Annotated in this window: 13 protein-coding genes; 3 read left to right on the plus strand and 10 right to left on the minus strand. The window is 60.6% G+C overall.

The genetic code is table 11. The features are described from left to right. Positions 1 to 47: 47 nt before the first annotated feature. Positions 48 to 1,277: a spore maturation protein gene (locus KBP52_RS18230; protein WP_123593419.1), complete on the plus strand. Its 1,230-nt coding sequence runs from the start codon at positions 48 to 50 to the stop codon at positions 1,275 to 1,277. A 121-nt stretch (positions 1,278 to 1,398) separates the two neighbouring features. On the opposite strand, the gene KBP52_RS18235 is transcribed toward KBP52_RS18230, so the two are convergent. From KBP52_RS18235 to KBP52_RS18275, 9 genes are all read right to left on the minus strand, one after another. Further along, entirely contained in the window at positions 1,399 to 2,022 is a 624-nt protein-coding gene (locus KBP52_RS18235) for an ABC-type transport auxiliary lipoprotein family protein (RefSeq protein ID WP_212620691.1), read from the minus strand. Next, a complete protein-coding gene (locus tag KBP52_RS18240) occupies positions 2,019 to 2,957 on the minus strand; it encodes an MlaD family protein (RefSeq protein ID WP_016986431.1) in 939 nt (312 codons plus the stop codon). Before KBP52_RS18240 ends, KBP52_RS18235 begins: the two co-directional genes overlap by 4 nt. 1 nt (position 2,958) lies before the next feature. Beyond that, positions 2,959 to 3,762 carry an ABC transporter ATP-binding protein gene (locus KBP52_RS18245; RefSeq protein ID WP_007911797.1) on the minus strand — a complete coding sequence of 268 codons (804 nt, stop codon included), beginning with the start codon at positions 3,760 to 3,762 and terminating at the stop codon, positions 2,959 to 2,961. Further along, positions 3,759 to 4,907: an ABC transporter permease gene (locus KBP52_RS18250; RefSeq protein ID WP_123593421.1), complete on the minus strand. Its 1,149-nt coding sequence runs from the start codon at positions 4,905 to 4,907 to the stop codon at positions 3,759 to 3,761. Before KBP52_RS18250 ends, KBP52_RS18245 begins: the two co-directional genes overlap by 4 nt. A 54-nt stretch (positions 4,908 to 4,961) precedes the next feature. Next, entirely contained in the window at positions 4,962 to 5,990 is a 1,029-nt protein-coding gene (locus tag KBP52_RS18255) for a DUF5924 family protein (protein WP_016986428.1), read from the minus strand. Positions 5,991 to 6,168: 178 nt separating this feature from the next. Beyond that, positions 6,169 to 7,560, minus strand: coding sequence for an insulinase family protein (locus KBP52_RS18260; protein ID WP_116028633.1), 1,392 nt, complete (start codon positions 7,558 to 7,560; stop codon positions 6,169 to 6,171). 168 nt (positions 7,561 to 7,728) lie between these two features. Continuing rightward, complete coding sequence (locus tag KBP52_RS18265) at positions 7,729 to 9,387, minus strand: Na/Pi cotransporter family protein (protein ID WP_077575186.1); 1,659 nt, start codon at positions 9,385 to 9,387, stop codon at positions 7,729 to 7,731. 305 nt (positions 9,388 to 9,692) lie between these two features. Then, the gene (locus tag KBP52_RS18270) at positions 9,693 to 10,460 is read right to left on the minus strand and encodes a TerC family protein (protein WP_034152222.1); all 768 of its coding nucleotides are present in this window, start codon (positions 10,458 to 10,460) and stop codon (positions 9,693 to 9,695) included. 85 nt (positions 10,461 to 10,545) lie between these two features. Then, the gene (locus tag KBP52_RS18275; protein ID WP_064389709.1) at positions 10,546 to 11,853 is read right to left on the minus strand and encodes a CitMHS family transporter; all 1,308 of its coding nucleotides are present in this window, start codon (positions 11,851 to 11,853) and stop codon (positions 10,546 to 10,548) included. Between the two features lie 322 nt (positions 11,854 to 12,175). Between KBP52_RS18275 and KBP52_RS18280 the strand changes: the two genes are divergently transcribed. Further along, on the plus strand, positions 12,176 to 12,577 hold the full coding sequence (locus tag KBP52_RS18280; RefSeq protein WP_212620692.1) for a GFA family protein: 402 nt from the start codon (positions 12,176 to 12,178) through the stop codon (positions 12,575 to 12,577). Here the strand turns inward: KBP52_RS18280 and KBP52_RS18285 are convergent, their stop codons facing one another. Beyond that, positions 12,578 to 12,904, minus strand: a complete 327-nt coding sequence (locus tag KBP52_RS18285; RefSeq protein ID WP_212620693.1) for a DOPA 4,5-dioxygenase family protein — start codon at positions 12,902 to 12,904, stop codon at positions 12,578 to 12,580. It lies immediately after the preceding gene. A gap of 82 nt (positions 12,905 to 12,986) precedes the next feature. Between KBP52_RS18285 and KBP52_RS18290 the strand changes: the two genes are divergently transcribed. Then, a complete protein-coding gene (locus tag KBP52_RS18290) occupies positions 12,987 to 13,649 on the plus strand; it encodes an NAD(P)H-binding protein (protein ID WP_212620694.1) in 663 nt (220 codons plus the stop codon).

Consider the following 13,649-nt stretch of genomic DNA (forward strand, 5'->3'; position numbering starts at 1 on the left):
CTGGCGACCCCGCTATCATTCGCGGCATTCTTCGGGGGATTTGACTGATGCTTAATGGCCTGTGGCTTGGCTTCTTCATCGTGGCAGCCGTATCGGCGCTGGCGCAGTGGCTGATCGGCGGCAACGCCGGGATCTTTGCGGCGATGGTGGAAAGCATTTTCGCCATGGCCAAGCTCTCGGTCGAAGTCATGGTGCTGCTGTTCGGCACCCTCACCCTGTGGCTGGGCTTTCTGCGCATCGCCGAGAAGGCCGGGATCGTCGAGTGGCTGGCCAAGGTACTCGGCCCGCTGTTCCTGCGGCTGATGCCGGAAGTCCCGGCCGGTCACCCTGCCCTTGGCCTGATCACTCTGAACTTCGCCGCCAACGGTCTGGGCCTCGACAACGCGGCCACGCCCATCGGCCTGAAAGCCATGAAGGCGCTGCAGGAGCTCAATCCCAGTGCCACTATCGCCAGTAACGCGCAAATCCTCTTCCTGGTGCTCAACGCCTCCTCCCTGACCCTGCTGCCGGTGACGATCTTCATGTACCGCGCCCAGCAAGGCGCGCCGGACCCGACGCTGGTGTTTCTGCCAATCCTGCTGGCGACCAGTTGCTCGACGATTGTCGGCTTCCTCTCGGTAGCGTTCATGCAGCGGCTGCGGATCTGGGATCCGGTGGTGTTGGCTTATCTGGTTCCCGGCGCGCTGATTCTCGGTGGCTTTATGGCGCTGCTGGGCACGCTTTCGGCGACGGCTTTGGCGGGATTGTCGTCGATCCTCGGCAATCTCACGCTGTTCGGGTTGATCATGCTGTTCTTGCTGATCGGCGCGCTAAAGAAGGTCAAGGTCTACGAGGCGTTTGTTGAAGGCGCCAAAGAAGGCTTCGATGTCGCGAAGAATCTGCTGCCGTATCTGGTGGCGATGCTCTGTGCGGTGGGCGTACTGCGTGCGTCCGGGGCCTTGGACTTTGGCCTGGACGGCATTCGCCATCTGGTCGAGTGGGCCGGTTGGGACACACGATTTGTCGATGCGTTGCCGACGGCGATGGTCAAACCGTTCTCTGGCAGTGCGGCGCGGGCGATGTTGATCGAGACGATGAAGACGTCCGGTGTCGACAGCTTCCCGGCGTTGGTCGCGGCGACGATTCAGGGCAGTACCGAGACCACGTTCTATGTGCTGGCGGTGTATTTCGGCGCGGTGGGGATTCAGCGCGCGCGGCATGCGGTGGGGTGTGCGTTGCTGGCGGAGTTTGCTGGTGTGGTGGGCGCGATCTTCGTCTGCTACTGGTTCTTCGGCTGAACAAATATCCAAACTGTAGGAGTGAGCCTGCTCGCGATAGCGGTTTATCAGTCGCCATCATCGGTGACTGTCAGTCCGCTATCGCGAGCAGGCTCACTCCTACAGGGGGATTGTGTTGGGCTTAAGGTCTTTGGGGGGCTAGTTTCTGGCCCTGGTCGACGGCCCAGGCCACGACTTTCGCGGTCAGGCGATCACTGGCCTGGCCAAAGCCTGCGACCACTGCCGGCACCTGCACATCGTTCAACGGCTGGCGCTCTTCAAACCGTCGACTGGCCAGAATCCGCTGGTCATAACCACGCACGAGCAACGCATCAACCCGCACCACGACGCTGGCCTGCGTGCCCTGATACTCGGTCTGAAACGCCTGCAAACTCCCGCCCAATTCCAGATCCGCAGCAAAGTTGCTGTCATCGGTACTGAGCAACGTCACCCGACCATCACGCTGAAACCCATCCAGCAGACGATTACGCACCAGCACCGGCGCCGGATCGCTCCAGCGCGAGCCCTTGTAGCTGCTGATCACATCGCCCTGCGGAATCACCGCAATCGTCGGCCGGTTCAACGCCTCACTGGCCTGCAACTTGTTCAGCCGCAACGACCACCGTTGCGTCGCCGCTGAACTGGCCGAGGCGGGCGCCTGTGCGGCCGGCAGGCGATAGACATCCGACGGCTCGGATTGCGGCAGAATCGAACAGGCGCTGATCAGCGTGAAGCCGGCGAGGAGGGCAAGTCGAGTCAGCTTCATGGCGTGAATTCCTTGTTCTTGTCACGGCCCAGCAGGTAGCCGCTGGGGTTGGCCTCAAGGCGTTGCGAGATGGCGCGCAGCGAGGTCAGCGTTTCACGCAGTTCGCGGATCGCCGGGGCCAGGCCATTGAGGCCCTGCATGCCATTGTCGAGGGAGTTTTCGTTTTTGCTGAGCAGGGTGCTGATGGTGGTCGTGCTTTGCTCCAGCGACTTCATCGCCTGCTCGGCGCTGCCCAGTGCCTGTTTGCCCTGGTCGTTGATCAGGCCGTTGGCGTTGCGCATCAGCAGTGAGGTCTGTTCGAGCATGCTGCCGGCCTGTTTACCGACGGTCGCCAGTTGCTGCATGGCTTGCTTGATGTCACCGCGCTGATCGTTGATGGTGCCGGTGGTCTGCTCCAGATGGGCGAGGGTTTTGCTCACACGCTCGACGTTCTCGGCAGAGAACATCTGATTGGCGTTCTGCAGCAGCGCAGTGATGCCGGTCATCAAATCGTTGGAGTCATTGAGCAAGCGCGAAATAGGCGAGGGCGAGGCGACGATGGTCGGCAGATTACCGTCATGCCCACGCAGTTTCGGGCTTTCCGGTGTGCCGCCGCTGAGCTGGATGATCGAAGTGCCGGTGATCCCGGCCAGTGCCAGTTTGGCCTGGGTGTCTTCCTTGACCGGCGTATCACCGGCCAGACGAATCCGCGCCAGCACCCGCCGCGGATCCTTTGGATCAAGGCGCAGGTTGATCACATCGCCAACCTTGATCCCGCTGTACTGCACCGGGCTGCCCTTGGACAAGCCACTGACCGCCTCGCTGAAGACAATCTCGTAATCCTTGAACTCGGTATCGACGCTGGACTTGGCCAGGAACAGACCGAAGAGCAGGGCGCCTGCCACCACGATCACGGTGAACAAGCCGATCAACACATGATGCGCTCGGGTTTCCATGTCAGACCTCGTTGAGCAATTTGGCGGCGTCCAGCGCCGAGCGGCCGCGCGGGCCGTGGAAGTATTCGTGAATCCACGCGTCGTCGGTTTCCGAGACGACGTCGATAGGTCCTGCGACCAAGACCTTTTTCTGCGCCAGCACCGCCACACGGTCGGTAATGGTGTAGAGCGTGTCGAGGTCGTGGGTCACCAGAAACACGCTAAGGCCGAGTGCATCGCGCAGGGTCAGGATCAATTGATCGAACTGCGCCGCGCCAATCGGATCGAGGCCGGCAGTAGGTTCGTCGAGAAACAGGATGTCCGGATCCAGCGCCAGGGCCCGGGCCAGCGCGGCGCGTTTGATCATGCCGCCAGAGAGCGACGCCGGGTATTTGTCCGCCGCTGACAGTGGTAATCCGGCCAGCGCCAGTTTCACGGCAGCCAAGTGCTCAGCGTCGTTGCGACTGAGGCCGGCGTGTTCGATAAGGGGCAGGGCGACGTTCTCGGTGACCGTCAGCGAGGAGAACAGCGCGCCTTTCTGGAACAGCACACCGAAGCGCCGCTCAACCAGTGAGCGCTCATGCTCGGACAGGCTCGGCAGGTTCTTGCCGAACACTTTGACCATGCCTTCGCTGGGCCGGCGTAATCCGACAATGCTGCGCAGCAACACCGATTTGCCGCTGCCGGAGCCGCCGACCACGGCGAGGATTTCGCCTTTGTACAAATCCAGATCGAGGTTCTCGTGCACACTCTGGCTGCCAAAGCGATTGCACAGGCCACGGACTTCGATCACCGCCTCCGAGGGCGCGCGGGGTAGACGACTCACCAGCCCATCTCCATGAAGAACAGCGCGGCCACCGCGTCGAGCACGATCACCACGAAAATCGATTGCACCACAGCGGACGTGGTGTGGGCGCCGACCGACTCGGCACTGCCGCTGACCTTGAAGCCTTCCAGGCAACCAATCGCGGCAATGATGAAGGCGAAGATTGGCGCCTTCACCAAGCCGACCAGAAAGTGCTGCACGCCGATGTCCGACTGCAACAGCGTCAGGAACATCGCCGGCGAGATATCCAGTGACACCGCGCAGACCACGCCGCCTCCGATGATCCCGCAAAGCATGGCGAGGAAGGTCAACATCGGCAGCGCCACCAGCATCGCCAGCACACGCGGTACCACCAGCAACTCCATCGGGTCGAGGCCAAGGGTGCGGATCGCATCGATTTCTTCGTTGGCCTTCATCGAGCCAATCTGCGCGGTGAACGCGCTGGCGGTGCGCCCGGCCATGAGGATTGCCGTGAGCAACACACCGAATTCCCTCAGGAACGAGAAGCCCACCAGGTCCACAGTAAAAATCGTCGCGCCGAAACTGGCCAGCACCGTGGCGCCGAGAAACGCCACCACCGCGCCCACCAGAAAAGTCAGCAAAGCCACGATTGGCGCGGCGTCGAGACCGGTCTGTTCGATGTGCGCGATCATCGGCGTGATCCGCCAGCGCTTGGGCCGGAACAGGCTACGAGCGATAGTTTCCATAATCAGGCCGACGAAGCCGAGCAATTGCAGGGTGTCTTGCCAGACGGTGTCGACGGCGCGACCGATGCGGGTGAGCAATTGCACGCTGACGCTGATTTCCGGCTCTTTGATCGGCACGCAGAAATCGGTCATCGAGCAATACACGGTTTGCAGCAGCGCGCGGTCGGCGGAGGTCAGGGTGCAATCGGGGTGTTCGGCGGATTCACCGAGGCGTTCGGAGCCGAGCAGTTCGACCAGCAACGAGGCGCCAGCGGTGTCGAGGGCGCCGAGACTGTTGAGATCGATCGGCGTATTGGCATCGTACTGGCCGTGGAGCTTTTCACTCAGTTGCTTGAGTTCGGCGTAATGGGCAAGCGTCCAGTCCCCCGTCACCCGCAAGCGGGCAGGACTGATCGACGTGTCCAGTTGGGCATTACCGCTGATCGAGCTGCTGGTCATAAGCTCCGTGCTTGTTCGTCTGCTAAGCGAACTAACGTAATAGCACGAACCGGGTTACTTTTCTTTGATCGCTGTGCTGTCCGTGACTTCGAAGCGCAGCACGCCGATCACCTGGCCGTCTTCGGTCAGCACCCGCACTTGCCACTTGCCCGCCGGGTTGCCGGGGAAATTCTGCTTGTGCGTCCAGGCGCGGTAGCCTTCCTTGCGCCCGCCATGGATATCGAGGGCGATGCGGTCGACCTCTTTGCCGTTGAATTGCCAGACGTGATAGATCCGCTCATCGAGCCCGCGCGGCGCGTTGATCGCGGTGTAGGCGTAGAGGCCATCGCCACGAATCTGCTCGGCGCTGACCGTGTCGAGGCTGGCGCCGGGGGTGCGGTCCTGCATTTGCGTGCTGATCGCCACGTCGGTCATCCACAGCGTCGCCGGCGGCACCCACGAACGCAACGCCCAACCGACGCCACCGATACCGACGGTGATGCACAAGATCGCCAGGGCATTGCGCACCGTGCGGATCGGGAAGATCGACGCCAGACTCGGGAACGACAACAGCACAGCAATGCCCAGCGCCCATTTGAAGCTCTGCGCCGTGGTCAGGTGCATGATCACCGGCAACGCGGTGAGCAGGGCGGCGAACAGGGTCAGGGTGTGCAGCGCGAGAAACGCCCAGCGCCGTGGCGCCAGCCATTTGTAATAGAGCGGGTCGACGATGGAAATCAGGGCGGCGACGCTGAGCAGGCCGGTGAAGAACAACTGGCCGCTGTTCCAGGTCGTGGTGATGAAGAAAAACGGCAGGACGAAGAACAGGCTTTCCTGATGGATCATCTGCGTCGCGTAACGCAGCAGCGGCTGGGGAATCTCGCGTTTGAACACGCGGGTGAAGAGGCCGGTGAGGGTGTTTTCCAGCATCAGCCAGATCCAGCTGAGCAGCATGATCACGGTGATCCAGCTCGCCAGCCCTTGCTGACGATCGACCATGATGAAACTGCCGACCCCGGAAATGAAACCGCCAAGCGCAATGACCCCGGGATAGCGCTTCATCAGTTCGAGGATGCGCTGGATCAGGAGCTGTATTTTCGGCATTTGGGCGGTTCACGACTGGATAGGAAAAAACCTCGACAGAGTAGCGCCCGCAAGGCTGATGGTCACTTAAAACCAGCACATACCCCTGTAGGAGTGAGCCTGCTCGCGATTGCGGTCTTTCAGTCACTGTTTATGCGGCTGATACACCGCTATCGCGAGCAGGCTCACTCCCACAGGATTAGTGTTCGGCGGGTTTTCGGCGGTGGTGCAGGCGCCAGCCGATCAGGACCAGCAACACCAGGCCCAAGCCACCCGCACTCAACCACAACACCTGATCATCACTGATCAACGGCTTCTCGATCCGCAAATACCCCGGTTGCAACAGCAACTCACGCATGGCCTTGTTCGCCGCTTCCAGGGTCACCCCTTGCAGCTCCCGCGCCGGGTTGGCAAAACGGCCGTCCTCGTAATCGCCCAGTGCACTCCAGTAGTAATCCGCCATCGCGCTGTTACCCTGCACCGCCCAGGCCTGATGGGCGATAGAAGCCTGTTTGATCCGCGCGAAGGTGTCCGGGTCGAGGCCGTTTTTCAGCAGATCAGCCTTGAGGTCTTCCAGCACCTGAATGGCTTCATCGACGTCATCACGATCGAGGTCGGCATTCAGGCTCATGAAACCGACGCCGCCAAACACCTCACGCTCGGCCCATGGCCCGTAGGACAAGCCGTGGTTGAGACGAATCTGCCGGTACAACGCCCAGTCGAGATAATCCTTGAGAATGTCGAAGGTCTGATCGTATTGATCATCGATCACCGGTTCCGGCACCAGCCAGTGCAGCTTGGCGCTGTCGCCGATAAAACCACGGGTGAGGGTGCGTTCATGGGCGGCGCTGGTGCTGATGTCCGGCAGTGGCCGATGCTCGCTCGGCTCGACCGCGTCGAGCGCGCCCCACGTGCGCTCCAGATACGCCGGTAGCAGTTTGTCGAGTTCGCCGACGACGATCAGGGTCATGTTGTTTGGCGCGTACCAGGCTTTGCGCACCTTTTCCAACTGCTCCTGAGTCAGGTGACCGACTTCAGCACGCTGCGGGCATTTCAGGCCCAGTTCGACGGCGAGCTGATTGCTCGCGGTGTGGCCGAGATCCTGACGATCGAGAAAGCGTTGCAGGCGTGTGTAATGGCCGCCGTCCTCGCGCTCGACCACACGCTTGGCGGCGTTGATTGCGTTGTCGTCGATGCGCGTTTGTGTGAGCAGAGCGAGCAGCAGGTCGAGGACTTTGCGCTGATTTTTCGCCGGCGCTTCGATGACGAAGGTGGTATCGGCGTTGCTGGTGAACGCATTCCAGTCACCGCCCAGCGCTTGCATGCGTTCTTCCAGCCCCCCTTCGCCAGTGGCGTCGATGCCGCTGAACAACAAGTGCTCAAGCAGGTGCGGCAGCTCCTTGTCATCGCAATCGAAATCATCGAGGCCGACGCCGACCACCAGCCGGATCGCCACGTGCCCGCGCTCAGTGCCGGGTTTGAGCAGCAACTGCAAACCGTTGGGCAACGCATAGCCTTCGACCTGAAAACGATCCAGGGCAAAGGCGGGCAGGGAACCGAGCAACAGACAGGCGAACAACAGGCAACGCATAACAGGCTTCCGTACGGCTGATTTGGAGATCCGTGTCGTCAGTCAGGCCCCCATCGCGAGCAGGCTCACTTCTACATTTGCAATGCGTCCCACTGTAGGAGTGAGCCTGCTCGCGATAGCGGCCTGAAGGCTGAATCAATGTAACTGACTAACCCCAGCCCCAGACGTTCAAGGCGAATGCGTTATGTCGGCCATATCATCCGACTCCAGCGCCCCGGTATCCGCCGTTTCCAGCACCACATACGCACTGCCGCAAAACAGCGAATTGAGCCGCTTCATATCGGCAATCAACTCCAGGTGCAACGAACTGGTTTCCAGACTCTGGACGATCTTGCGTTGCAAACGGCTGACATGCGCATGGGCCAAACGGCGTTCCTGTGCGCGAAAACGGCGTTTCTCGCGCAGTAGCTGGCGGGCGCTTTCGCGGTCACCACTGAGAAACACCGACAGCCCCAAACGCAGATTAGCGATCAATTGCTGCTGCAACCCAGCCAGATCCTCCAGACCTTCTTCGGAAAAGGAGCGGCGCTGCGAAGTCTTCTGCTGCTGAATCTTGCGCAGCATGCGTTCGATCAGGTCGGCAGCCAATTTGAGGTTGATCGCCAGCTCGATGATCTCGGCCCAGCGCCGACTGTCCTGCTCGCCGAGGTCTTCGCGGGGCATCTGCGCCAGGTACAGCTTGATTGCGCTGTACAGCGCTTCGACGTCATCGGTCAGCCGACGCATTTCCTGGGTGACAGCGGTCTGCTTGCCGCGCAGCACATCGAGGGTGGCGTCGAGCATGTTGTCGAGCAGATCGCCCATGCGCAGGGTTTCCCGCGCGGCATTGGCCAAGGCCAGACTTGGCGTGACCAGCGCGGTAGCGTCGAGGTGGCGCGGTTTGGCAGTACCGTTGACCTCCGGCCGCTCCGGGAGCAACCACGCGCAGAGCCGCGCCATCGGCCCCACCGACGGCAGCAGAATCAGGCAGCGCACGGTGTTGTAGAGCAGGTGAAAACCGATGACCATTTCCTGCGGGCTGAAATCGAGGCTGTCGATCCAGTGCACCAGCGGATCGAGCACCGGGATGATCAGCAGCAGGCCGATCAATTTGTACAACAGGCTACCCAGCGCCACTTGCCGGCCGGCGGCGTTCTGCATGCTGGTGCTCATGAACGCAAGAATGCCGCTGCCGATGTTGGCGCCGATCACCAGACCAATTGCCACCGGCAGACTGATCACACTGGCACCGGCGAGAGTCGCCGTGAGCAGTACGGCGGCGAGGCTGGAGTAGGAAATCATCGCGAACAGCGCGCCGACCAAGGCGTCGAGGAGGATGTCGCCAGTCAACGAGGCGAAAATCACCTTCACACCTTGGGCATGGGTGATCGGCGCGGCGGCCTCGACGATCAGTTGCAGCGCGAGAATGATCAGCCCGAGGCCAATGGACACCCGGCCCATCTGCCCGAGGCGCGTCTGTTTGCGTGACAGAAAGAAAATCACCCCGAGGAAAATCAGCAGCGGCGACAGCCACGACAGGTCGAACGTCAGCACCCGTGCCATCAGCGCGGTACCGACGTCGGCGCCGAGCATGGTCGCCAGCGCCGGGGTCAGCGCCATCAGGCCCTGGCCGACGAAGGAGGTGACGAGCATAGCGGTGGCGTTGCTGCTCTGCACCATCGCGGTGACGACGATGCCGGCGACAAAGGCGAGCCAGCGCTTGGACATGTTCTGGCCAATCACATGGCGCAGGTTGGTGCCGTACACCCGCAGGATGCCGGTTCGGACGATGTGCGTACCCCAGATCAGCAGGGCGACGGCGGAAAGCAGATTGAGCAGGGTGAGCATACAAATCCCCTGTAGTAGCAGCGCCCCAGAGGGGCAAGTGGACGGTACCGCGCGGTTTCTACGTTTTTGATACTTAAGCTGTAGTTGGCTAACGGTCTGGGCGCCAGCATTGCACAGCTAAAGTGTGGATTGAAACAAAAGTGTCATGAAAAGCGCTTCATACACCCACCTGAATCCACCACAAACAAATGTAGGAGTGAGCCTGCTCGCGATAGGGCCATCAGCCTCAACATTGATGTTGACTGACAGACCGCTATCGCGAGCAGGCTCACTCCTACAAGGGGTGTTGCCTGAAGACTACCGGGTTACTGGCCCGGGATGTCCTTGCGCAGTTTCACCGGGTCTTGCTGCTGCTTTTTCTTGGCCATCGCGCCGCGCAGCTTGATGTTGATCGCCTCAACCGCCAGCGAGAACGCCATGGCGAAGTAGACGTAGCCCTTCGGCACATGCACGTCGAACGACTCGGCAATCAATACGGTACCGACCACCAGCAGGAACGACAGCGCCAGCATCTTCAGCGACGGGTGCTTGTCGATGAACTCGCTGATCTTGCCCGAGGCCAGCATCATCACCAGCACGGCCACAACGATCGCCGCAACCATCACCGGCACGTGGGAAACCATGCCCACGGCAGTGATCACCGAATCCAGCGAGAAGACGATGTCGATGATCGCGATCTGGATGATGGTGTAGAGGAAGTTGCCGCCCTTGCCGCCGGGGGTGTCATCACTCTCATCTTCGCCTTCCAGCGCGTGGTACATCTCTTGCGAGCTCTTCCACAGCAGGAACAGACCACCGAAGAACAGGATCAGGTCGCGACCCGAAATGCCTTGGCCGAACACTTCGAACAGGTCAGCGGTGAGGCGCATGACCCAGGTGATCGACAGCAGCAACAGGATGCGGGTGATCATGGCCAGGCCAAGACCGAAGATCCGGGTGCGCTGCTGCATGTGCTTGGGCATGCGGCTGACCAGGATCGAAATCATGATGATGTTATCGATGCCGAGGACGATTTCCAGGGCGGTCAGGGTGAAGAAGGCAACCCAGATTTCGGGGTTGGTCAGCCATTCCATGTGTATTCCTTTGAGCGATTGTTAAACCGAAAAAGGTCCGGGCTTCAAACCGCGAAGCCAGGACCCGAAACGGTGAGTCTTGGGCTTATAGAGTGCTGAACACCGGGAAAGTCCCCAACAGCAGTGCAGCAATCAGGATGCAGATACACACCAGGATCGCCCATTTCAGGGTGAAACGCTGGTGATCACCGAAATCAATGCCGGCCAGAGCCACCAACAGATACGTCGATGGCACCAACGGGCTCAGCAAGTGGACGGGCTGACCGACGATCGAGGCACGGGCCATTTCCACTGCGGTGATCCCGTAGTGACTGGCGGCTTCGGCCAACACCGGCAACACGCCATAGTAGAACGCATCGTTGGACATGAAGAAGGTGAACGGCATGCTCACCAGCGCCGTGATCACGGCCAGATACGGGCCGAGAAAATCCGGAATCACTGCCAACAGGCTCTTCGACATCGCATCGACCATGCCGGTGCCGGACAGGATACCGGTGAAGATACCCGCCGCAAAGATCAGCCCGACCACTGCCAGCACGCTACCGGCGTGAGCGGCGACGCGATCCTTCTGCATCTGCAGGCAAGGGTAGTTGACGATCATGGCAATACTGAACGCCACCATGAACAGCACCGGCAACGGCAGCAGACCGGCGATCAGGGTGCACATCAGGCCGAAGGTCAGGGCGCCGTTGAACCAGATCAGTTTCGGACGGCGGGCATCCGGGAACTGCGACACGCTGATTTCGCTGTGATCGATATCATCGCCAACCAGATGCAACTCACCTAGACGCGCACGTTCACGTTTACCGTAGAAATAAGCGATCAGCAGAATCGCCACCACACCCGCGGCCATGGCCGGAATCATCGGCACGAAAATGTCCGACGGATCGACATGCAACGCACTCGCGGCACGGGCAGTCGGGCCGCCCCACGGGGTCATGTTCATCACGCCACCGGCGAGGATGATCAGACCGGCCATGATCCGCGGGCTCATGCCAATGCGGCTGTACAGCGGCAGCATGGCGGCCACGCAGATCATGTAAGTGGTCGCGCCGTCACCATCGAGGGAAACGACGAGCGCCAGTACGGCGGTGCCGACCGAAACCTTCAGCGGGTCGCCCTTGACCAGTTTGAGGATCTTGCGCACGGCCGGGTCGAACAGGCCGGAGTCGATCATCAGGGCGAAATAGAGAATGGCGAACATCAGCATCACGCCAGTCGGCGCAAGCTTGGTAATGCCTTCGAGCATCATCGGGCCGATCTTCGGCGCGAAACCACCGAACAAGGCGAAGACAATCGGGATGATGATCAGAGCGATCAGCGCGGACAGGCGCTTGGTCATGATCAGGAACATGAACGTGATGACCATGGCGAAGCCAAGGAAAGTCAGCATGGGAATACTCCAGGCGTAGCGCGGCTAGTTAAATGAGCAGATCGGACGGGATCAGCGCAGAACGGCAAGCACGAGACGTACGGGCGGAGTTGAAGCGAGGAGGCGGGTTACAGAGGACATCAGAATCACCATTGTTGTTGTTAATTGGGCCGTCCGTGCGAGATATCACACGCGTTGGCCAACCGGTCTGTTGCCGGAAGTGGAGGCGATCCTAATCGCGCAAGCTTTCAGCTACCTTTCGCTGCAGAAAGCTTTGAATGAACGGTCAACCGGCCGTCGGATGCGAACCAGAGTCAATAAACACGGGAAGGGGAGCTTCGAAATGAACGAATTGCACAGCGGCGGCTGCCATTGCGGACACATTCGTTATCAGTTCAGCGGAGCGTTGCACGACATCGCCCACTGTCATTGCTCGATTTGCCGCAAAGTCAGCGGCGGGATTGTCACGACGTGGATCACCGTGCCGGCGGTGAGTTTTCAATGGCTGGCCGGTAAGCCCGCGCGTTATGACTCATCCGCCAGTTGCGCGCGGTACTTCTGTGCGCAGTGCGGCGCGCAACTGGCGTTGGTGACGCGGCTCAGTCCCGAGAGCATCGACGTGACCATCGCCACGCTGGATCACCCGGAACTGGCGCCCGCCGAACGGCATATCTGGACGGACAGCCAATTGCCCTGGCTGCATCTGGACGAGCATCTACCGGGTGAAGCCGAAGAAACGATTTGATTAAAAAATAGACAGATCCAGCGGGCGAATCGCGCCCATCCAGATCGCGTGCTCAGTGTGGTCGAGCAAGTCATTCCCCGTGTCCGGATGCAGAAACACCACCAGGCCTTTGCGATTCAGCGCCAGCCACGGCAGCACATCGGCAATCAGGTCGGGGCCGAAGGCCAGTTGGCAACTCCAGTCCGGGTGCGGGCCGACCGGGCGTTCGTGGACGCGGCCCATTTTCAACGGAAACAACTGCGCGGCCTGCTCGCACAAGGCCCGCGCCTGCGCAATGCTGCTGGCGTCAAAATAGACGTGGGCGTGATAACCCTTGATCGCTTGCATCGGAAAGCCTCTGAATCGGTTCGAACCCTCGGCGTTGCCCGTATGTCACACGCCATACAAGGGATAAGAAAAGGGATCAGCCATGAAAAATGCCGAAACCCCGGCGGTAAAAGTGGTGCTCTATGGTGCCATGAGTAGCTTGGGCAGCGCGTTGATGGCTGAGTTGCTGCGCCGTCAGCACGAAGTCATTGCCATCCTCGACGATTTGACCGCACTGGCACCGCGTCCGGGTTTGCGCACCAAAACAGGCGATTTGTTCGACTCGGAGCGGATCAATCAGAGCGTGGCCGGTAGTTCGGCGGTCATCTGTTTATTGGATGCGCCGGGGTTGCCGTTCAGCAGCGATCAGGTGGAACGGGCCGTCGTGCTCGGCCCGGTCGAACAGGTGCTGGCCGTCGACGCACTGGTCGATGGGCTGCAAGCGGCCAATGTGTCGCGGCTGTTTCTGGTGGGGGATTTTGCCGTGCTCGATGAGCCGGATGTCGATGATCGCCTGCAACGTCACGCCGCCGAGGAAATACGTGAAGCCGTGCAAAGCAGTCCGCTGCACTGGACGCTGGTCAATGCGCCCCATGGCGTGGCCGGGCTGACGATTGAGCATTTCAGTCAGGTCGGCGGCAATCTGGAACCGGGTCTGGCCGAACCGCTGGAGCGATTGAACCGCGTGGCGGTGGGGATTGCTGATGAGCTGCGGTTGAATCTGCATGTGGGTCAGCATGTGAATTTTGTGGCGGTCAGCGAATAG

Source organism: Pseudomonas sp. SCA2728.1_7 (assembly GCF_018138145.1).
In the GTDB taxonomy this organism is placed as follows: domain Bacteria; phylum Pseudomonadota; class Gammaproteobacteria; order Pseudomonadales; family Pseudomonadaceae; genus Aquipseudomonas; species Aquipseudomonas koreensis_A.

Excerpts from the sequence above, each read along its gene's own strand:
- KBP52_RS18240 (WP_016986431.1), bottom strand. The coding sequence starts at position 2,957 with ATGGAAACCCGAGCGCATCATGTGTTGATCGGCTTGTTCACCGTGATC.
- KBP52_RS18230 (WP_123593419.1), top strand. The coding sequence starts at position 48 with ATGCTTAATGGCCTGTGGCTTGGCTTCTTCATCGTGGCAGCCGTATCG.
- KBP52_RS18285 (WP_212620693.1), bottom strand. The coding sequence starts at position 12,904 with ATGCAAGCGATCAAGGGTTATCACGCCCACGTCTATTTTGACGCCAGC.
- KBP52_RS18265 (WP_077575186.1), bottom strand. The coding sequence starts at position 9,387 with ATGCTCACCCTGCTCAATCTGCTTTCCGCCGTCGCCCTGCTGATCTGG.
- KBP52_RS18290 (WP_212620694.1), top strand. The coding sequence starts at position 12,987 with ATGAAAAATGCCGAAACCCCGGCGGTAAAAGTGGTGCTCTATGGTGCC.
- KBP52_RS18275 (WP_064389709.1), bottom strand. The coding sequence starts at position 11,853 with ATGCTGACTTTCCTTGGCTTCGCCATGGTCATCACGTTCATGTTCCTG.
- KBP52_RS18260 (WP_116028633.1), bottom strand. The coding sequence starts at position 7,560 with ATGCGTTGCCTGTTGTTCGCCTGTCTGTTGCTCGGTTCCCTGCCCGCC.
- KBP52_RS18250 (WP_123593421.1), bottom strand. The coding sequence starts at position 4,907 with ATGACCAGCAGCTCGATCAGCGGTAATGCCCAACTGGACACGTCGATC.
- KBP52_RS18235 (WP_212620691.1), bottom strand. The coding sequence starts at position 2,022 with ATGAAGCTGACTCGACTTGCCCTCCTCGCCGGCTTCACGCTGATCAGC.
- KBP52_RS18270 (WP_034152222.1), bottom strand. The coding sequence starts at position 10,460 with ATGGAATGGCTGACCAACCCCGAAATCTGGGTTGCCTTCTTCACCCTG.
- KBP52_RS18255 (WP_016986428.1), bottom strand. The coding sequence starts at position 5,990 with ATGCCGAAAATACAGCTCCTGATCCAGCGCATCCTCGAACTGATGAAG.
- KBP52_RS18280 (WP_212620692.1), top strand. The coding sequence starts at position 12,176 with ATGAACGAATTGCACAGCGGCGGCTGCCATTGCGGACACATTCGTTAT.